Raw genomic sequence first — 17,941 nt, forward strand, 5'->3', positions numbered from 1 at the left:
CGGGCGTACCCTGGTGTTCGCCGAAGAATCGAAGTCATAGGGAGCCGGACGTGTCCGCAGTCGCACCCGACGGACGCAAGATGCTGCGCCTGGAGGTCCGGAACAGCCAGACCCCCATCGAGCGCAAGCCCGAGTGGATCAAGACCCGGGCGAAGATGGGTCCCGAGTACAACCAGCTGCAGAAGCTCGTGAAGAGCGAGGGGCTGCACACGGTCTGCCAGGAGGCGGGCTGTCCCAACATCTTCGAGTGCTGGGAGGACCGCGAGGCGACCTTCCTCATCGGCGGCGACCAGTGCACCCGGCGCTGCGACTTCTGCCAGATCGACACGGGCAAGCCCGAGGCGCTGGACCGTGACGAGCCCCGCCGCGTCGGCGAGTCGGTCGTCACGATGGATCTGAACTACGCGACCATCACCGGCGTCGCCCGCGACGACCTGGCGGACGGCGGCGCCTGGCTGTATGCGGAGACCGTGCGCCAGATCCACGCGCAGACCTCGCAGCGGGCCGAGGGCCGCACCAAGGTCGAGCTCCTGGCCCCCGACTTCAACGCGGTGCCCGAGCAGTTGGAAGAGGTCTTCTCGTCCCGCCCCGAGGTGTTCGCGCACAACGTCGAGACCGTGCCGCGGATCTTCAAGCGGATCCGCCCCGGCTTCCGTTACGAGCGCTCCCTCGACGTGATCACCAAGGCCCGCGACTACGGCCTGATCACCAAGTCGAATCTGATCCTCGGCATGGGCGAGACCCGCGAGGAGATCAGCGAGGCGCTCCAGCACCTGCACGACGCGGGCTGCGAGCTCATCACGATCACCCAGTACCTGCGCCCCTCCGTGCGCCACCACCCCGTCGAGCGCTGGGTGAAGCCGCAGGAGTTCGTGGAGCTGAAGGAGGAGGCCGACGAGATCGGCTTCTCCGGTGTGATGTCCGGGCCGCTGGTCCGCTCCTCCTACCGCGCGGGCCGGCTGTACCAGCAGGCGATGGAGGCCCGGAGCGCCGCCACCGCGTGAGGCACCGGGTCCGGGCACTGCGTGAACCCGCTCACAAGTAGCTACTGATCAGTAACGGCCGATTCTACGCGGCCCGTACCTCCCCCGCAGGTCGGGGGGCGCGTACGGGCCGCGTCAGCGTTTTCCCGCTCCGTATCAATGTTTCATTGGCGTTTGACCACTCGGACACGCCCTGGTAACACCAATCAGTGACGCTGGCTTTACGCACCGCGCATGCCCCCACACCCACCGCCCGTTCCTGACTTCCCGTCCCAAGGGGGGACCACGACGATGCAGGTCGCAACGACACCGCAGACCGTGCGAGCCAACACGCTTCCGTCCGTCACCGGCGCGCTGCGCGCCATGGAGTCGCTGATCATGGGGTCCGGCCAGCGCACCGCCCGCCGCAACGCCTGGACCGCGGTCCTGGAGGACCGGCGCCGGGCCAAGGACCGGGTCGAGGCGCAGCACGTACTGGAGGCCGTGGCCACCCGCCGCTCCTAGGCCACGTAAACTTCCTGGTATGGCGAGGAAGGCAACCGCAGAGAGCGCTGCGAACGATGCGAATGCGGGGCGACTGAAGCAGATCGCCCTGACCTACAAGATGACCCGCAAGGCCGATTCCAAGATCGGACTTGTCATCGCGGGCGTGGGAATCGTCACCTTCGGTGTCTTCCTCGCGATCGGTTTCTTGCTCGGGCACCCGATCTACCTGGGCATTCTGGGCCTCTTGGTGGCCCTGCTCGCGATGGCGATCGTCTTCGGACGGCGTGCGGAGCGGGCCGCCTTCGGCCAGATGGAGGGCCAGCCGGGTGCGGCGGCCGCGGTGCTCCAGAACATCGGACGGGGCTGGACCACCACCCCGGCCGTGGCGATGAACCGCAGCCAGGACGTCGTCCACCGCGCCGTCGGCCGGGCCGGCGTCGTGCTGGTGGCCGAGGGCAACCCGAACCGGGTGAAGCCCCTGCTGGCCGCCGAGAAGAAGAAGATGGCCCGCATCGTGGTGGACGTCCCCGTCCATGACGTGATCGTCGGCGACGGCGAGGGCCAGGTGCCGCTGAAGAAGGTGCGCACCACCCTCCTGAAGCTCCCCCGCGTGCTGTCGGGACCGCAGGTGACCACGGCCAACGACCGGCTGCACGCCATGGGCGACCTGATGAGCAACATGCCGCTGCCGAAGGGTCCGATGCCCAAGGGCATGCGGATGCCGCGCGGCGGAAAGACGCGCTGACCCTCCTGCTTGTACGCATACGAAGGCGGCCCGGACCGATATGGTCCGGGCCGCCTTCTGACGTTCCCTGGTGGATCCCGGGCTCAGATCCTGACCTGCGGTGGATCCTGGGCTCAGATCCTGACCTGGACCGCGCGGGCGAGGCGGTCGTGGAGGCCGCGGCCGTCGCGGTCCCAGATCAGCGCGGGGATCGCGAGGCACAGCAGCACGCTGCGGATCGCGACCCGGACGATGCCGAGCCGGCCGCCTTCCTCGGCGACGACCCGCAGCCCCAGGATCCGCTTGCCCGGGGTGAACCCGACGGTTCCCACCGTCAGCACGCTCAGCGCGAGGAACACGATCAGGGCCCAGTTGTTGGCGGCCTGCGTGTTGCCGTGGGCGATCAGCTGGTATGCGATCAGGGCGCACAGGCCCCAGTCGATGAAGATGGCGCCGAAGCGCCGGCCGAGGGGGGCCACCGAGCCGGGGCCGTCCTTGGGCAGACCGAGCCGCTCGCCCCGGTAACCGAAGTCGACGCCCATCTCCTCGGCGGCCGCGCGGGGCCCCGAGAGCCACGATCCGATTGCTTGCCTGTTGTCCACGGCTCCAACGGTACTGCGCCCGTTTTCGATCACTTCGGCCCGGGTCAGTCTTGGCACGGCCGCCACCAGGCCGGTTAACTTGGGCGAAACAAACGGGTCACGCTTGAGAAATCCCGCCTGCCTATGGTCGGGTCCAGCGTGTGCCACCGCACTGGCCGCACCATCGAGCTGCAACCCCGCCCCTCCCCGGGTGGGAGTAGGAGGAGTTGGATGTTCCAGAACGCCGACGACGCGAAGAAGTTCATCGCGGACAACGACGTGAAGTTCGTCGACGTCCGGTTCTGCGACCTGCCGGGCGTGATGCAGCACTTCACGATCCCCGCGAAGGCGTTCGACCCGACCGAGGAGCTCGCCTTCGACGGCTCCTCGATCCGCGGCTTCCAGGCGATCCACGAGTCCGACATGGCGCTGCGCCCGGACCTGTCGACGGCCCGTCTCGACCCGTTCCGCCGGGACAAGACGGTGAACATCAACTTCTTCATCCACGACCCGATCACGGGCGAGCAGTACAGCCGCGACCCGCGCAACATCGCCAAGAAGGCCGAGGCCTACCTCGCCTCCACCGGCATCGCGGACACCGCGTACTTCGGCCCCGAGGCCGAGTTCTACGTCTTCGACTCGGTACGTTTCGAGACCTCCGCGAACCAGGGCTTCTACCACATCGACTCCGAGGCCGGCGCCTGGAACACCGGCGCGGAGGAGAACAACCGCGGCTACAAGGTCCGCTACAAGGGCGGCTACTTCCCGGCCCCGCCGGTCGACCACTTCGCCGACCTGCGGGCCGAGATCTCCCTGGAGCTGGAGAACTCCGGCCTCCAGGTCGAGCGCCAGCACCACGAGGTCGGCACGGCCGGCCAGGCCGAGATCAACTACAAGTTCAACACGCTGCTCGCCGCGGCCGACGACCTGATGCTCTTCAAGTACATCGTGAAGAACGTCGCCTGGCGCAACGGCAAGACCGCGACCTTCATGCCGAAGCCGATCTTCGGCGACAACGGCTCGGGCATGCACGTCCACCAGTCCCTGTGGGCCGGCGGCGACCCGCTGTTCTACGACGAGCAGGGCTACGCGGGCCTCTCGGACATCGCCCGCTACTACATCGGCGGCATCCTCAAGCACGCCCCCTCGCTGCTCGCCTTCACCAACCCGACGGTGAACTCCTACCACCGTCTGGTCCCGGGCTTCGAGGCGCCGGTCAACATGGTCTACTCGCAGCGCAACCGCTCCGCCGCGATGCGCATCCCGATCACGGGCTCCAACCCGAAGGCCAAGCGCGTCGAGTTCCGCGCCCCGGACCCGTCGTCCAACCCGTACCTCGCCTTCTCCGCGCTCCTCCTCGCGGGCCTGGACGGCATCAAGAACAAGATCGAGCCGGCCGAGCCGATCGACAAGGACCTCTACGAGCTGGCCCCCGAGGAGCACGCCAACGTCCAGCAGGTCCCGACCTCGCTGCCGGCCGTCCTCGAAGCCCTGGAGGCGGACAACGAGTACCTCCAGGCCGGCGGTGTCTTCACCTCCGACCTGATCGAGACCTGGATCGACTACAAGCGCACGGCGGAGATCGCCCCGATCCAGCTCCGCCCGCACCCGCACGAGTTCGAGCTGTACTTCGACATCTAGACCGCACGGGTTCACCGCGCCCGAGCCCCGCTGCCCCTCCGGGCGGCGGGGCTCGCCGCGTTTCCGCTCCCCCCTATCGGGTGGATCACCGTACAAGCAGGGGCAGTTGGGCGCTTTGTGCGGGAAAGTGGGCAGATTCCGAGCGGAGGGGGGCGGCATGGCGGAGGATGTGGGTGAGCGGCCGGTCGATGAGGAACTGCGGTACCGGTCGGGCTCGTTGGAGGTGCTGGAGCGCCATCCCGTGACCACCCGGGGCATGGCCAGGCGGCTGCCCCAGCTGGTGCGCAGGGCGCTGGCGCTGGCCTGGCGGGTGGACCGGCGGGCCGTTGTGCTGCTGCTCTGCTGTCAGGCTCTGTCGGGGTTCTTCGAGGCGTTCGGGCTGCTCGCCACGACGCGTACGATCACCGCGTTGATCGCGAGCGGCGACATCACCGAGCGGGTGCGCGAGGCGCTGCCGTCGATCGCGGTGCTCGCGGCGGCGGCCGGGCTGCGCGCGCTGCTCGGGATCGTGGTGGTCAACATCTCCGGCCGGCTCTCGCCGCGGATCTCCCGCGAGGCCGAGATGCAGATGCTGGCGGCCGCCGTACGGGCCGAGTTGTCGGCGTACGACCAGCCGGGGTTCAACGACAAGCGGGAGGCGGCAGACCGGGGCGCGGAGGTCGCGCAGCAGCTGCTCACCGACTCGCAGGACCTGATGGCGTGCGTGGCCTCGCTCGTCGCGGCGGCCGGGGTCGTGACCGTACTGCATCCCGCGCTGCTCCCCCTGCTGTTGCTGGCCGCGCTGCCGCAGGGGATCGCCGGGGTCAAGGCCGCGCGGGTGCACTACGAGGCGTCGCGGGCGATGAGCGCGCAGCGGCGGACGCTGAGTCTGCTGCGCTGGTTCGTGATCGACAAGGACACCGCCGACCAGTTGCGGTCCTGCACGATGGCCCAGTTCCTGCTCGACAGGTACCGGGCGATCGGGCAGCGGGTGGACGCCGCGACCGACAAGGCCGTGCACCAGGGCGCCCGTTACTCGGTGCTCGGGGCGCTCGCGGGCGGTGTCGCGGCCGGGGTGGTGTGGGGCGCGCTGGCCTGGCTGCTCGCGTCGGGGCGGATGTCGGTGGCGTCGGCAGGCACCGCGGTGTTCGCGCTGCGCACGGTCGCCTCCTCGCTGCGCGGTGTGGTCGGGTACGGCACCCGGCTGTTCCGGACCGGGCTCTACCTGGACGACTGGGCGGAGTTCATCGAGGAGGCCGGCGGGCACCGGATGCGGCGCGGCCCGCTGGCACCGCCCGCGCCGGACGTCGTACGGGCCGACTCGCTGACGTTCTGCTATCCGGGCGGCGACCGGCCCGCCCTGGAGAAGGTGACCGTGGAGGTGCGCAAGGGCGAGGTGCTGGCGCTCGTCGGCGAGAACGGGTCCGGCAAGACCACCCTCAGCAAACTGCTCACCGGGCTCTATCTGCCCACGGAAGGGTCGGTGACCTGGGACGGGGTGCCGGTCGAGCGGTGCGATCCGCTCGCCCTGTGGCGGCAGACCGCCGTCGTGCCGCAGGACTTCGCGCACTGGCCGATGTCCGCGCGCGACAACATCACGCTGGGGCAGCCGCACGGGGGTGACGAGGCGGTACGCCGGGCCGCCGCCCACTCCGGCGCCGCCGAGGTGGTCGACGGGCTGCGCAGCGGGCTCGACACGCTGCTCGCGCGGGAGTGGTTCGGAGGTGTGGAGCTGTCCGGCGGGCAGTGGCAGCGGATCGCGATCGCGCGGGCCTTCCACCGGCCGGCCGGGCTGCTGGTGATGGACGAGCCGACCAGCGCGCTGGACGCCCGCGCCGAGCACCGCATCTTCACCGGGCTGCGGCGGATCGCCCGGGACCGGGCGGTGGTCCTGGTGACCCACCGCCTGGCGAACGTCGCGGTGGCCGACCGCATCGTCGTACTCGACCGGGGGCGGGTCATCCAGGAGGGCGCGTTCGCCGAACTCGTCGCGGCGGACGGGCTGTTCAGGGAGTTGTGGCGGCTCCAGAACGACCGCGGCGTGCCGGGGCCGCGCAGCGGCGGGGACGGGTGAGGGCCGGTGTCCGAACCGCGGGCCCGGGCGGGGTCCAGACACCGGCGCCGAGGGGGCGCGCTCAGGCGTCCGCCGTCCGCCCCGCCCACTTCTGCTCCACCTTCGCAAGGCGCCAGTACGCCAGTGCCGCCGCCCACACCACCACGAACAGGCCGACGATCACGAAGCCCACGTTGTCCAGGTTCAGCGCCGCGATCCAGCCGCTGACCGGGTCGTCGAGGCCGAGCTTCTCGCGCAGGACGCCGACCAGTTCGATGGTGCCGATGAAGAACGCCACGGCGATCGACAGGCCGGTGATGGTGAGGTTGTAGTAGACCTTGCGGACCGGGTTCGAGAACGCCCACTGATACGCGAAGTTCATGAACGTGCCGTCGAGCGTGTCGAACAGGCTCATCCCGGCGGCGAAGAGCAGCGGCAGGCAGACGATCGCGTACCAGGGCAGTCCGGCGGCGGCGCCCGTGCCGGCCATCACCATCAGGGTGACCTCGGTCGCGGTGTCGAAGCCGAGGCCGAAGAGGAAGCCCAGTGGGAACATCTGGCCGGGCCGGGAGATGGACTTGGTGAAGCGTCCCAGGATGCGGTTCATGAACCCCCGCGAGTCCAGGTGGGCTTCGAGCTCCTGCTCGTCGTACGCGCCCTCGCGCATCGCGCGGAACACCTTCAGGATGCCGAACAGAGCCACCAGGTTGAGCGCGGCGATCAGGTAGAGGAACGAGCCGGACACGGTGGTGCCGACGACGCCGAGTGCCTGGTGGGTGCGGGAGTTCTCGTTCATGAGGGTGCCCGCGAGCTGGGCGCCGCCGGCCACCAGGGCCGCCATGATGACGACCACGCTGGAGTGGCCGAGCGCGAACCAGAAGCCGACGGAGACCGGCCGCTTGCCGTCGGCCATCAGCTTGCGCGTGGTGTTGTCGATGGCCGCGATGTGGTCGGCGTCGAAGGCGTGCCGCATGCCGAGGGTGTACGCGGTGATGCCGAGGCCGACGCCGAAGGTCTTGGTGCCGATCTCGTAGTGCCCGGGGGCCACGAGCAGGAACAGGACGCCGAAGGCGACGACGTGGAGTGCGGCTATGACAACCAGCAGAATGGCGGTGCGGACGGTGTCCTCGCGGCGCCAGTGGAAGGACGGCGAGGCGGCGCTCGCCTCGGGGGACGTGCGGATGGGCAGGGTCATGCGGTCACGCTCCAGCACCTCGTGGATCACTTCGTGAGATGCCGCGGCCGGTCTCCTGGCTGACGGGCGGATGCGTCCGTCCCGGCCTTCCCAGCCAGGTGGATGCTGGCCAGTGGCGTTCTGGGGGACGGAAGCTCCCCTGGGGGAACCCGATCACAGTGGCGAGGGCCGCTCCGGTTTCGCACCGGTCTTCCCGAACACCACGGCCGGACCACCCTAGACGCACGAGAGTTGCCTGCACAGCTGCACAACCGTGCAGGTATCGAAGATCACACGCGGAACTCCGGCCCGCCCCTGCGAAGATGCGGGCATGCATCTCGTCCCCGCCGAGCGCGCCGGCCACCGCACCATCGACGGCCACCGCGTCTGCGACGCCATCGCGGCGATCGGCGACCCCGGTCGCGTACGGGCCTGGGCGGAGCGGTTCTCGCTGCTCGCCGACCCGAACCGGCTCGCGCTGCTGCTCGCCCTGCACCGGGCAGGGCCGCTCGCCGTCTCCGATCTGGCGGTGGCGACCGGCATGCGCGACCCGGCCGTCTCACAGGCCCTGCGGCTGCTGCGGGCCGCCGGAGCGGTCGCCGGCGAGAAGGAGGGGCGCGTGGTGCGCTACCGGGTGGTGGACGAGGCGACCGCGCGCCTCCTCGACGAGTACGCGGCCGATCCGGCGGCAGCGGCGGGAAGTTAGCGCGCGGCCCGCCAGAACGGCGCCCCGCCGAAAGGAAGCAGGACGGCCGCCCTGCCGAAGGGGACACGACAGCCGCCCTGCTGAAAGGAAGCAGGGTCGTGCCTTCGGACGCCCGAAGGCACGACCCCCTTCGTCGGGTCAGCTCGTCGGGTCAGCGGCCGTCGCGGATCAGCGCACGCACCATCCGGCAGGTCGTGTCCGACGGCGGATGCACTCCGATGAGCGCGGCGGTGGTGCGTATCTTCCGGTTGGGCGCCTGCTCCGGCCGGTACACACCCGTGTCGAGCAGGGCGATGGCAAGCCGCATGGCCTTCAGACGCCGGTTGTGGGTCTCGTACCACATCCGCGGCCGCCCGGCGGGCAGCGGCACCTTGCGAAGGGGCTGAAGGGACAGCTGTTTCGGGGCGTGCGACGCGAGTACGGCAGCGGTCATGGGCATCCTCCTGGACAGTCGGGAACCCTCACTTACTCCCTCGATTTTACTGCCAGGCACTGACAATCGGCGCTGGCCAGACGGGCTTTGGGGCCCTGCGCGGGTAGCCTGGCGGCATGGAGATCTGGATCAACCCGGCCTGTTCGAAGTGCCGTAGCGCGGTGACCCTGCTGAACGCGGAGGGCGTCGAGTACACGGTGCGCCGCTATCTCGAAGACGTGCCCTCGAAGGAGGAGATCCGGGCCGTGCTCGGCCGGCTAGGCCTCGAACCGTGGGACATCACGCGCACCCAGGAGCCCGTTGCCAAGGAGCTCGGTCTGAAGGACTGGCCGCGCGACGAGGCCGCGCGCGAGCGCTGGGTGGCGGCGCTCGCCGAGCACCCGAAGCTGATCCAGCGTCCGATCATCACGGCGGACGACGGCTCCGCGGTGGTGGCCCGCACCGACGACGCGGTACGGGAAGCCCTGAGGCGGTAGGCGCCGGACTCGCGCGTGGAATCCGGTCAACTGCCGTCACACATACGGAAGTTGGTCGCTATGCGTCGGACTCGGCGGCCTCCTCCGGTCAACTGCCCCATCCGCACGGCAGTTGACCAGTCCGGCGTCACCCTCTGCCGAGCTGCTCCTCCGCCTGGGCCAGCAGTTCGGTCACCCGGGCCCCGTACCGGGCGTCGCACGGGTGCGGCACCCCGGTGCGGGCCGCGCCGAGCAGGGCGTCGACCGCCGCGCCGAACGCGTCGAGCGCGCCGCTCCACCCGGGCATCACCGCCGCCCCCGCCGCCCCCAGCACCGCGACCTCGACGCCCGCCGCCGCCGGCGGCGCGGTGAAGCTCAGGTCCGCGGTGCTGGAGGCGCCCGAGGCGTGGCGCAGGATCAGATGGGCGGTGTCGCCCGGGCCCGCCGCCGCCGTCAGCCCGGTCACCTCGCCGAGCACCCCGGTGAGCACGGCCAGCGCGTGCGGGCCGACGTCCCACAGGGCCCCCTTCTCGCCGCGCCAGGGCGAGGCGGCGTACGGGCCGCGGTCGGCGCCCGGTATGAACAGCGAGCCGTACCACTGGGCGCGGCCGGTGAACCAGCCGTCCACGGCGGCCTGTCGGGCCACCCAGGCGGCGGTCTCCCGTGCGAACCGCAGGGTGAAGAAGACGACCGAGGCGACCTGGGCGCGCTCGGCCGCGGCGGCCACCGCGCGGGCACCCTCGACGCTCGTGGCGACCGGTTTGTCGAGCAGCAGATGGCAGCCGGCCGCGGCGGCCCGCACCGCGAGCGGGGCCTGCACGTCCGGGGGCAGCGCGAAGGCGACCGCGTCGCAGTCGGCGAACAGCGCGTCCGCGTTCTCGTACACCGTCACCCCGTGCTCCGCCGCGAGCGCGGCCGCGGCTTCGGGCCGCCGGCCCCACACGCCCGCGAAGTCGACGCCGGGGTGCGCGGCGAGCGCCGGGGCGTGGGTGGCGACGGCCCAGGGGCCGGTGCCGAGAAGGCCGATGCGGGTCCTGCCGCCGGTCTGGTTCATGGTCACCAGTCTGCCCGGTGACCCGCACGGGCAGGCGGGCGCGGGGCGGCATGCGACGGTCGCGGGGGCGGGGGCGGGCCTCTACACGGGGCGCTTCGGTAACACCGGGTTCACAAACGGGCAACGGACGGGAAATCCCGGGATGTGAGGCTGCGGCCATAGAACAGCGCCGCAGCGTGGCAGCGCGCAGGCACCCGCAGCTCCCCGCAAAGGATGGCTTCCGTGACGTTCAAGGCCGAGTACATCTGGATCGACGGCACCGAGCCGACCGCCAAGCTCCGCTCCAAGACGAAGATCATGGCCGGTTCGCCCGCCGCCGTCGCCGAGCTGCCCATCTGGGGCTTCGACGGGTCCAGCACCAACCAGGCCGAGGGCCACGCCTCGGACCGCGTCCTGAAGCCGGTGTTCTCCTGCCCGGACCCGATCCGCGGCGGCGAGAACATCCTCGTCCTGTGCGAGGTCCTGAACATCGACGGCACCCCGCACGAGTCCAACACGCGTGCGCTGCTGCGCCCGGTGGCCGAGCAGTTCGCGGCGCAGGAGCCGATCTTCGGCATCGAGCAGGAGTACACCTTCTTCGACGGCGCCCGCCCGCTCGGCTTCCCGGTCAACGGCTTCCCGGCCGCGCAGGGCGGCTACTACTGCGGTGTCGGCGCGGACGAGATCTTCGGCCGCGAGATCGTCGAGAAGCACCTCGACCACTGCCTCGCCGCGGGGCTGAGCATCTCCGGCATCAACGCCGAAGTGATGCCCGGCCAGTGGGAGTTCCAGGTCGGCCCGGTCGGGCCCCTGGAGGTCTCCGACCAGCTGTGGATCGCGCGCTGGCTGCTGTACCGCACCGCCGAGGACTTCAACGTCTCGGCGACCCTGGACCCCAAGCCGGTCAAGGGCGACTGGAACGGCGCGGGCGCGCACACCAACTTCTCCACCAAGGCGATGCGCGAGGGTTACGACGCGATCATCACCGCGTGCGAGGCGCTCGGCGAGGGCTCCAAGCCGTTGGACCACGTCAAGAACTACGGCGCCGGCATCGACGACCGCCTGACCGGTCTGCACGAGACGGCCCCGTGGGACCAGTACAAGTACGGCGTCTCGGACCGCGGCGCCTCGGTCCGCATCCCCTGGCAGGTCGAGGTGGACCAGAAGGGCTACATCGAGGACCGCCGCCCGAACGCGAACGTCGACCCGTATGTGGTGACCCGGCTGATCGTCGACACCTGCTGCACCGGCCTGGAGAAGGCCGGTCAGGTCTGAGCCGTCCGCTCGCCGTGAAGGGCGCCCACCGCTGCTGCGGTGGGCGCCCTTCGGCGTGCGAGGGCGCAGATTTGGAGGGATGGATTCCGGTCACGCTGCGCCAAGGACGCGTATCAGTCCGTGGGAGGGGGCTGCTGTAGCGGGTAGATCGTCTGGTTGAATGGGGGCATGTCCAGCATCCAGAACCCCGTGACAGGTCGCAGCGACCTGGAGCCGTTCTGGCCGTCCCGTCAGGACCACGACTTCGACCGGGTGTGTTGCCGCGCGATGAACGCGCCGGCCCTCTAACGCCTCGATCCACTCCAGGCCTTCGGCCAGCGCGCACGACGTACGTCTCCTGCCGACGACTCTCCGCGCGAAAGAGCTGACCCCTCATGGCGAACACCCGTACCTTCCCGACCTCCGCCGCGACCGCCGACGCCCACACTCCGCCGCCTCCGGGCCGGCACCGGCTGCGGGCCGTGGACCGCGACGAGGTGGCCCGGCCGGACACCCCTCAGGTCATCGACTTCCTGCCGCCGGGCGCCACTTGGCTGCCCGCCCCGCAGCACACCCTGCCCGCGCTGCCGGGCCGGCCGCCGATGGTCGGCTACCTGGTGCTCGTCCCGGCCGACCAGCAGCCGCTCCTCACCGCGGCCCCCGAGCCGCCGGCCGCCGCCGGACCGGTGGGCAGGGACGCTCCCGTACGGATCGACCCGGTGCGCCGGACCGCCGAGGTGGACGGCGCCCAACTCGACCTCACCTACCTGGAGTTCGAGCTGCTCGCCCATCTGGTGGCGCATCCGCACCGGGTGCACACCCGCGACCAGCTGGTGACCACCGTGTGGGGCTACGGGCACGTCGGTGACGGCCGCACCGTGGACGTCCATGTGGCCCGGCTGCGCCGCAAGCTGGGCGCGGAGCACCGCCGGGCCATTCAGACCGTGCGCCGGGTGGGCTACAAGTACGCGCCCTGACCGGCCTGTTGGGGGCGGGGTGCCGCGCGGCGCCCCGTCTTCCGGCGCCCGGCGCCCCAGTTACGGTCGCCGAGCAGCGCCATCACCGAGGGCAGCAGCACCATCCGTACGACGGTCGCGTCAAGCAGCACCGCGACCGCGAGGCCGACGCCCATCTGCTGCATGTCCTGCATGGACAGGGTGCCGAAGACCGCGAACACCGCGACCATGATGGCGGCGGCGCCGGTCACCGCGCCCGCGGTGCGCCGGATGCCCTCGCCGATCGCGGCCCGGGTGTCCAGACCGCGCTCGTGCGCCTCCCGGATCCGCGAGACCACGAACACGTGGTAGTCCATCGACAGGCCGAAGAGCACCACCAGGACGAACAGCGGCAGCCAGCTCTCGATCGCCCCGACCCGCTCCGACCCGATGAGGCCCGCACCCCAGCCGTGCTGGAAGACGGCCGTCATCACGCCGTAAGTGGCGCCCACGGAAAGGAGGTTGAGGACGATCGAGGTGAGTGCGATGACGTACGAGCGGAAGCAGAGCAGCATCAGCAGGAAGGTCACCGCGGCGATGAAGAGGAACACCGGCACGATGCCGCTCTTCAGCTGGTCGTTGAAGTCGACGGACCCGGCGAGTTCACCGCCGACATAGGCCCGCACCCCGGGAGCCCGGCCGACCGTCTCGGGGACGGTGTGCTCGCGCAGTTGGCTCAGCGCCTGCTTCGAGTCCGTCATCGGGATCTCGATCTCCGCGATGTTCCGCGCCGGGTGCAGGGTTACCCGGGCACCGGGCGTGCGCTGCTTCAGCTCGTCGAGCGCGGTCCTGGTCGCGGCCGCCGACAGATCGCCCCTGACGACGACCCGGGCGGGCGCGGGCCCCTCGGGGAAGGTCTGGCTGATCTTCCGGTACGCCACCGACAGCGGGGCGTCCGAGCCGAACTGCTGCTGCAGGCCCAGCTCCTGGGTCCGCATACCGAGGGCCGGGGCGGCGAGCACCAGCAGCACGGCCAGGGCCGCGCCCGCGAACAGCTTGGGCCGCGCGAGGACCGGCCGCAGCACCGCGCCCGCCAGCGCGCCGCTCTCGTGCACCCCGCGCCTGCCGCGCCGGTTGAGGAACGGGATCCGGCCCGCGTCGGTGCGGTCGCCGAGCCAGCCGAGCAGCGCGGGCAGCACGGTCACCGAGCCGAGCATCGCGATGCACACCACGATGATCGTGGCGACGGCGAAGCCCTCGAAGAGCATCAGGCCCGAGAAGAACATGCCCGCCATGGCGACCATCACGGTGACCCCGGAGACCAGCACCGCCCGCCCGCTGGTCGCGGCGGCGATCCGCAGCGCGGTGTCCGCGTCGTGCCCGGCGGCCCGCTCGTCGCGCTCGCGCCGCAGGTAGAAGAGGCAGTAGTCGACCCCGACCGCGAGCCCCATCAGGAACATCACCGAGTACGTCGTCTGGAACAGGTGCAGTTGGTGGCTGGCCAGGGTCAGCAGCCCGAACGCGGCCATGCAGGCCGTGAAGGCGAGCAGTACCGGAAGCAGCGCCGCCACGGCCGCGCCGAACACCACGAGCAGGATGCCGAGCGCCAGCGGCACCGCGGTGAACTCGGCCTTCTTGAAGTCGTCGGTGAGCAGCCCGCTCAACTCGTGGTCGGCGCTGGCCCGTCCGAACTCGTACAGCTTCACATCGTGATGCGCGCGCCCGGTGTCGCGTACGGCGTCCAGGACCGGCTGGGCGCGGTCCCCCGCGGTGTTCGCGTCGCCCTTGACGTCGAAGCGGACCAGCGCGTCGGTGCCGGCGGCGGAGACCAGCGGCGGCTGGACGTTCTGGACCAGGCCGGTCCTTGCGAGCGCGCCGCTCAGGTCCTGGGCGGCCTGGCGCCAGCCGCCCGCGGTGTGGCCGCTGACCATGACCAGTTCACCGGCCGGGGTGCCGAGGCCCGCGTCGTCGAGGATCTTCTGGGCCCGCGCGGAGTCGCCCGCGCCCCGCTCGGACTCCGTCATCTCGCTCAGCCCCGTCGAGCCGCCGATCACGGTGGCGAGCACCACGAGGAGCAGCCAGCCCAGGATCGCGGTCTTGCGGTGGTGTGCGCTCCACACACCGAGCCGTGCCGCCAGATTGTTCCGCATGGGTTCCCCCAGAGTTCGGCCGTGGATGTCCGGCCGTGGATTCGTCGGGTTCGACGCTAGGGAGCGCCGGGCTGCCGCCCCAGCCGTCGAAGCCCCCTGCCGACGGGGCAAAATGCGAGGTCAGAGGGGTGTCGCTAGGTACACCCCGGGGTGGGGGCGGAGCCCAGTGACCGCGGGCGGGCGCCTCGGCCACACTTGAGGCCGGCCCCACCGGCACGAGGGAGACGGGGAAACGATGAAGGCGACGAAGGCGCGGGACGCGCTGCTGGCGGGTGTGCGGGGCTTCGCACTGACGCTGATCTCGATGGTGGGGTCGGTCACGCTGTTCACGCTGGCCGTCACGTCGATCGCCCTCATCCCGGTCGGGCTCGGGGTGTTCACCACCCCGCTGATCATCGAACGGGTGCGGGTGCACGCCGACTACCGGCGCGAACTGGCCGCCCGCTGGTGCGACATGCCGATCCCCTCGGCGTACCGGCCGGTGCCCAGGCGTCCGGGCCTGGTGGGCTGGGTCGAGCGGTGCACGGCGTTGCTGCGGGACCCGGCGACCTGGCACGACCTGCGCTGGATGCTCGTCGACATGAACGCCGGGTTCGTCACCGCGATCCTGCCGCCGACGCTGCTCCTGTACATCGTGTACGGCTGGGTCCTCGCGCTCGGCGTGTGGCGGCCGATCGCCGACGCGGGCGGCGACTGGTTCCTGTTCATCCACATCATCAGCCAGCAGAGCGCGTACCAGGCCGCGGCCCTCGGTACGGCGCTGTTCGTGCTCGGCATGTTCGTCAACCCGGCCCTGCTGCGCGGCCACTTCCAGCTCACCCGGTCCCTGCTCACCCCGTCCCGCGAGGCCCAGCTGGAGCAGCGCGTCGACCGGCTGACCGAGACCCGGCACGACGCCCTGGACACCTCGGCGGCCGAACTGCGCCGCATCGAGCGGGACTTGCACGACGGGGCGCAGGCCCGCCTGGTCGCCATGGGCATGAACCTGGGCACCATCGAGGCGCTCGTGGAGAAGGACCCGGCGAAGGCGAAGCAGTTGCTCGCGATGGCCCGCGAGTCGTCGGCCGAGGCGCTGACCGAGCTGCGCGACCTGGTGCGCGGCATCCACCCGCCGGTGCTCGCCGAGCGCGGACTCGCCGACGCCGTACGGGCGTTGGCGCTGCGGCTGCCGGTGCCGACCGAGGTGTCGGTGGAGCTCCCGGAGCGGGCCCGCGCCGAGGCGCCGGTGGAGTCGGCGGCGTACTTCGCGGTCAGCGAGGTCCTCACCAACGCGGTCAAGCACGCCTCGGCGGACAGCATTTGGGTCGATCTGACGCACGAGGGGGGCGCGCTGCGCATCTCGGTCGGCGACAACGGCAAGGGCGGCGCCCGGGCCGGCGCGGGCACCGGGCTGAGCGGGGTCGAACGCCGACTCGGTACATTCGACGGCATCCTGGCCGTCAGCAGCCCCGCGGGCGGTCCCACTCTGGTGACCATGGAGATCCCTTGCGAGTTGTCCTAGCCGAGGACCTGTTCCTGCTCAGAGACGGTCTCGTCAGGCTGCTGGAGGCGTACGACTTCGAGATCCTCGCCGCCGTGGAGACCGGACCGGAGCTGAGCTCGGCCTTCGCCGAACTGGAGCCGGACGTCGCGATCGTCGACGTCCGGCTGCCGCCGTCGCACACCGACGAGGGCCTCCAGTGCGCGCTCGCCGCCCGCCGCGCCCGGCCCGGCCTGCCGGTCCTGGTCCTGTCCCAGCACGTGGAGCAGCTGTACGCGCGCGAGCTCCTCGCGGACGGCACCGGCGGGGTCGGCTACCTCCTCAAGGACCGGGTGTTCGACGCGGAGCAGTTCGTCGACGCGGTCCGCAGGGTGGCGGCGGGCGGCACCGCGATGGACCCCCAGGTCATCCAGCAGCTCCTGTCGCGCCGCTCGCAGGACAAGCCGCTCGGCGGGCTCACCCCGCGCGAGCTGGAGGTGATGGAGCTGATGGCGCAGGGCCGCTCGAACGCGGCGATCGCCGAGCGCCTGGTGGTCACCGAACGGGCCATCGCCAAGCACACCTCCAACATCTTCGTGAAGCTGGGCCTGCCGGTCTCGGACGACGACAACCGGCGGGTGCTGGCGGTGCTCGCCTATCTCGACCGCGGCTGAGGCGGCGGGGCTCCGGGGCCGTTTCGGGTTAGCCTGGCGGCACAATGAACCGCATGCTCACGCCCTGGGGCGAGTACGACCTGACCCGATTCCCCGAAGACCCCCGCGACCCGCTGCGGGCCTGGGACGCCGCCGACGACTATCTGCTGCGGCACATCGAGAACCTGGACCTGTCGGGCAGCGTGGTCGTCATCGGCGACCGCTGGGGTGCGCTCGCGACGGCGCTGGCCGGGCACGGCCCCGTACAGATCAGTGATTCGTTCCTGGCCCAGGAGGCGACCCGGGCCAATCTGGCGCGGGCGGGTGCCGCGCCGGATGCCGTACGGCTGCTGTCGACCCGGGACGAGGTGCCCGAGCGGGTCGACGTGCTGCTCGTGCGGGTGCCCAAGAGCCTCGGCCTCCTGGAGGACCAGCTGCACCGGATCGCTCCGGCGGTGCACGCGGGCACGGTCGTCGTCGGCGCCGGCATGGTCAAGGAGATCCACACCTCCACGCTGGACCTGTTCGAGCGGATCCTCGGCCCGACGAAGACCTCGCTCGCCGAGAAGAAGGCCCGGCTGATCTTCACCAGCCCGGACCCGGAGCTGGTCCGGCCCGCGAACCCGTGGCCGCTGACGTACTCCCTGGAGCTGGGCATCGGCCCGGCCTCCGGGCTCGCCACGACGAACTTCGCCGGGGTGTTCTGCGCCGACCGCCTCGACATCGGCACCCGCTTCCTGCTCCAGCACCTGCCCGAGCGGACCGGACCGGAGCACGTGGTGGACCTGGGCTGCGGGAACGGCATCGTGGGTACGGCGGCGGCGCTCGCCAATCCCGAGGCGCGCGTCACCTTCGTGGACGAGTCGCATCCGGCGATGGCGTCGGCCGAGGCCACGTTCCGGATGTGCGCGGGGCCCGCCCGGCAGGCCGACTTCCACCTCGGCGACGGTCTGGCGGCGTTTGAGCCCGGCACGGCGGATCTGGTCCTGAACAACCCGCCGTTCCACACCCATCAGACGACGACGGACCGCACCTCGTCGCGGATGTTCCTGGACGCCCGCGCGGCGCTGCGCGAGGGCGGCGAACTGTGGGTGGTGGGCAATCGCCACCTCGGCTACCACGAGAAGCTGCGCCGCATGTTCGGCAATTGCGAACTGATGGCCTCGGACCCGAAGTTCGTGGTGCTGCGCGCGGCGAAGCAGGCCCGTTAGCTTCGGGGTGCGGCCCCAACTCCCGTGAATC

17 protein-coding genes and 1 riboswitch are annotated in these 17,941 nt (G+C 71.1%); of the genes, 12 read left to right on the forward strand and 5 right to left on the reverse strand.

Annotated features, from left to right (window positions below; genetic code table 11):
- The first annotated feature begins 50 nt into the window (after positions 1 to 50).
- The 3 genes from lipA to ACIBK6_RS08695 all read left to right on the forward strand — a co-directional run bounded on the left by lipA (position 51) and on the right by ACIBK6_RS08695 (position 2,214).
- Positions 51 to 1,004, forward strand: coding sequence for a lipoyl synthase (gene lipA / locus ACIBK6_RS08685; RefSeq protein ID WP_399049968.1), 954 nt, complete (start codon positions 51 to 53; stop codon positions 1,002 to 1,004).
- A 270-nt stretch (positions 1,005 to 1,274) separates the two neighbouring features.
- Entirely contained in the window at positions 1,275 to 1,487 is a 213-nt protein-coding gene (locus ACIBK6_RS08690) for a hypothetical protein (RefSeq protein ID WP_399049969.1), read from the forward strand.
- 19 nt (positions 1,488 to 1,506) lie between these two features.
- On the forward strand, positions 1,507 to 2,214 hold the full coding sequence (locus tag ACIBK6_RS08695) for a DUF4191 domain-containing protein (protein ID WP_399049971.1): 708 nt from the start codon (positions 1,507 to 1,509) through the stop codon (positions 2,212 to 2,214).
- A 113-nt stretch (positions 2,215 to 2,327) separates the two neighbouring features.
- Here ACIBK6_RS08695 and ACIBK6_RS08700 read toward each other — a convergent pair whose 3' ends face one another.
- Complete coding sequence (locus tag ACIBK6_RS08700) at positions 2,328 to 2,795, reverse strand: RDD family protein (protein WP_399049973.1); 468 nt, start codon at positions 2,793 to 2,795, stop codon at positions 2,328 to 2,330.
- Between the two features lie 210 nt (positions 2,796 to 3,005).
- Here ACIBK6_RS08700 and glnA point away from each other — a divergent pair, with 210 nt between their 5' ends.
- Positions 3,006 to 4,415: a type I glutamate--ammonia ligase gene (gene glnA / locus ACIBK6_RS08705; RefSeq protein ID WP_399049975.1), complete on the forward strand. Its 1,410-nt coding sequence runs from the start codon at positions 3,006 to 3,008 to the stop codon at positions 4,413 to 4,415.
- Between the two features lie 157 nt (positions 4,416 to 4,572).
- The gene (locus ACIBK6_RS08710) at positions 4,573 to 6,468 is read left to right on the forward strand and encodes an ABC transporter ATP-binding protein (protein ID WP_399049977.1); all 1,896 of its coding nucleotides are present in this window, start codon (positions 4,573 to 4,575) and stop codon (positions 6,466 to 6,468) included.
- 61 nt (positions 6,469 to 6,529) lie between these two features.
- On the opposite strand, the gene ACIBK6_RS08715 is transcribed toward ACIBK6_RS08710, so the two are convergent.
- Positions 6,530 to 7,642, reverse strand: coding sequence for a HoxN/HupN/NixA family nickel/cobalt transporter (locus ACIBK6_RS08715; protein WP_399049978.1), 1,113 nt, complete (start codon positions 7,640 to 7,642; stop codon positions 6,530 to 6,532).
- Positions 7,643 to 7,669: 27 nt separating this feature from the next.
- A riboswitch (cobalamin riboswitch) is annotated at positions 7,670 to 7,873 on the reverse strand.
- A gap of 79 nt (positions 7,874 to 7,952) precedes the next feature.
- Here ACIBK6_RS08715 and ACIBK6_RS08720 point away from each other — a divergent pair.
- Positions 7,953 to 8,327: an ArsR/SmtB family transcription factor gene (locus ACIBK6_RS08720; RefSeq protein ID WP_399049980.1), complete on the forward strand. Its 375-nt coding sequence runs from the start codon at positions 7,953 to 7,955 to the stop codon at positions 8,325 to 8,327.
- A 151-nt stretch (positions 8,328 to 8,478) separates the two neighbouring features.
- On the opposite strand, the gene ACIBK6_RS08725 is transcribed toward ACIBK6_RS08720, so the two are convergent.
- Positions 8,479 to 8,760 (reverse strand): hypothetical protein, encoded by a 282-nt coding sequence (locus ACIBK6_RS08725; protein ID WP_399049982.1) that lies wholly within the window; start codon positions 8,758 to 8,760, stop codon positions 8,479 to 8,481.
- A 116-nt stretch (positions 8,761 to 8,876) separates the two neighbouring features.
- Here ACIBK6_RS08725 and ACIBK6_RS08730 point away from each other — a divergent pair, with 116 nt between their 5' ends.
- Positions 8,877 to 9,236 carry an arsenate reductase family protein gene (locus ACIBK6_RS08730; RefSeq protein WP_399049983.1) on the forward strand — a complete coding sequence of 120 codons (360 nt, stop codon included), beginning with the start codon at positions 8,877 to 8,879 and terminating at the stop codon, positions 9,234 to 9,236.
- Between the two features lie 127 nt (positions 9,237 to 9,363).
- Here ACIBK6_RS08730 and ACIBK6_RS08735 read toward each other — a convergent pair whose 3' ends face one another.
- Entirely contained in the window at positions 9,364 to 10,269 is a 906-nt protein-coding gene (locus tag ACIBK6_RS08735; protein WP_399049985.1) for a Gfo/Idh/MocA family protein, read from the reverse strand.
- 222 nt (positions 10,270 to 10,491) lie between these two features.
- Between ACIBK6_RS08735 and glnII the strand changes: the two genes are divergently transcribed.
- Together glnII and ACIBK6_RS08745 are read left to right on the forward strand one after the other, a co-directional pair.
- Positions 10,492 to 11,523, forward strand: coding sequence for a glutamine synthetase (glnII, locus tag ACIBK6_RS08740; protein ID WP_399049987.1), 1,032 nt, complete (start codon positions 10,492 to 10,494; stop codon positions 11,521 to 11,523).
- 374 nt (positions 11,524 to 11,897) lie between these two features.
- Positions 11,898 to 12,479 (forward strand): winged helix-turn-helix domain-containing protein, encoded by a 582-nt coding sequence (locus tag ACIBK6_RS08745; protein WP_399049989.1) that lies wholly within the window; start codon positions 11,898 to 11,900, stop codon positions 12,477 to 12,479.
- On the opposite strand, the gene ACIBK6_RS08750 is transcribed toward ACIBK6_RS08745, so the two are convergent.
- Positions 12,461 to 14,587: an MMPL family transporter gene (locus tag ACIBK6_RS08750; RefSeq protein WP_399049990.1), complete on the reverse strand. Its 2,127-nt coding sequence runs from the start codon at positions 14,585 to 14,587 to the stop codon at positions 12,461 to 12,463. The genes ACIBK6_RS08745 and ACIBK6_RS08750 overlap by 19 nt on opposite strands.
- A gap of 235 nt (positions 14,588 to 14,822) precedes the next feature.
- Between ACIBK6_RS08750 and ACIBK6_RS08755 the strand changes: the two genes are divergently transcribed.
- From ACIBK6_RS08755 to ACIBK6_RS08765, 3 genes are read left to right on the forward strand one after another with little or no spacing between them, the layout of a single operon-like run.
- The gene (locus tag ACIBK6_RS08755) at positions 14,823 to 16,088 is read left to right on the forward strand and encodes a sensor histidine kinase (protein ID WP_399049992.1); all 1,266 of its coding nucleotides are present in this window, start codon (positions 14,823 to 14,825) and stop codon (positions 16,086 to 16,088) included.
- A complete protein-coding gene (locus ACIBK6_RS08760; RefSeq protein WP_399049994.1) occupies positions 16,073 to 16,720 on the forward strand; it encodes a LuxR C-terminal-related transcriptional regulator in 648 nt (215 codons plus the stop codon). Before ACIBK6_RS08755 ends, ACIBK6_RS08760 begins: the two co-directional genes overlap by 16 nt.
- A gap of 53 nt (positions 16,721 to 16,773) precedes the next feature.
- Positions 16,774 to 17,910 (forward strand): methyltransferase, encoded by a 1,137-nt coding sequence (locus tag ACIBK6_RS08765; protein ID WP_399049996.1) that lies wholly within the window; start codon positions 16,774 to 16,776, stop codon positions 17,908 to 17,910.
- Positions 17,911 to 17,941 lie beyond the last annotated feature (31 nt).

Source organism: Streptomyces sp. NPDC050485, assembly GCF_044458185.1.
Taxonomy (GTDB): Bacteria; Actinomycetota; Actinomycetes; order Streptomycetales; family Streptomycetaceae; genus Streptomyces.

Bases quoted from the DNA above. Each gene is read 5' to 3' on its own strand.
- ACIBK6_RS08690 (WP_399049969.1), top strand. From the start codon at position 1,275: ATGCAGGTCGCAACGACACCGCAGACCGTGCGAGCCAACACGCTTCCG.
- ACIBK6_RS08695 (WP_399049971.1), top strand. From the start codon at position 1,507: ATGGCGAGGAAGGCAACCGCAGAGAGCGCTGCGAACGATGCGAATGCG.
- glnA (WP_399049975.1), top strand. From the start codon at position 3,006: ATGTTCCAGAACGCCGACGACGCGAAGAAGTTCATCGCGGACAACGAC.
- ACIBK6_RS08710 (WP_399049977.1), top strand. From the start codon at position 4,573: ATGGCGGAGGATGTGGGTGAGCGGCCGGTCGATGAGGAACTGCGGTAC.
- ACIBK6_RS08715 (WP_399049978.1), bottom strand. From the start codon at position 7,642: ATGACCCTGCCCATCCGCACGTCCCCCGAGGCGAGCGCCGCCTCGCCG.
- ACIBK6_RS08720 (WP_399049980.1), top strand. From the start codon at position 7,953: ATGCATCTCGTCCCCGCCGAGCGCGCCGGCCACCGCACCATCGACGGC.
- ACIBK6_RS08725 (WP_399049982.1), bottom strand. From the start codon at position 8,760: ATGACCGCTGCCGTACTCGCGTCGCACGCCCCGAAACAGCTGTCCCTT.
- ACIBK6_RS08730 (WP_399049983.1), top strand. From the start codon at position 8,877: ATGGAGATCTGGATCAACCCGGCCTGTTCGAAGTGCCGTAGCGCGGTG.
- ACIBK6_RS08735 (WP_399049985.1), bottom strand. From the start codon at position 10,269: ATGAACCAGACCGGCGGCAGGACCCGCATCGGCCTTCTCGGCACCGGC.
- ACIBK6_RS08745 (WP_399049989.1), top strand. From the start codon at position 11,898: ATGGCGAACACCCGTACCTTCCCGACCTCCGCCGCGACCGCCGACGCC.
- ACIBK6_RS08750 (WP_399049990.1), bottom strand. From the start codon at position 14,587: ATGCGGAACAATCTGGCGGCACGGCTCGGTGTGTGGAGCGCACACCAC.
- ACIBK6_RS08755 (WP_399049992.1), top strand. From the start codon at position 14,823: ATGAAGGCGACGAAGGCGCGGGACGCGCTGCTGGCGGGTGTGCGGGGC.
- ACIBK6_RS08765 (WP_399049996.1), top strand. From the start codon at position 16,774: ATGCTCACGCCCTGGGGCGAGTACGACCTGACCCGATTCCCCGAAGAC.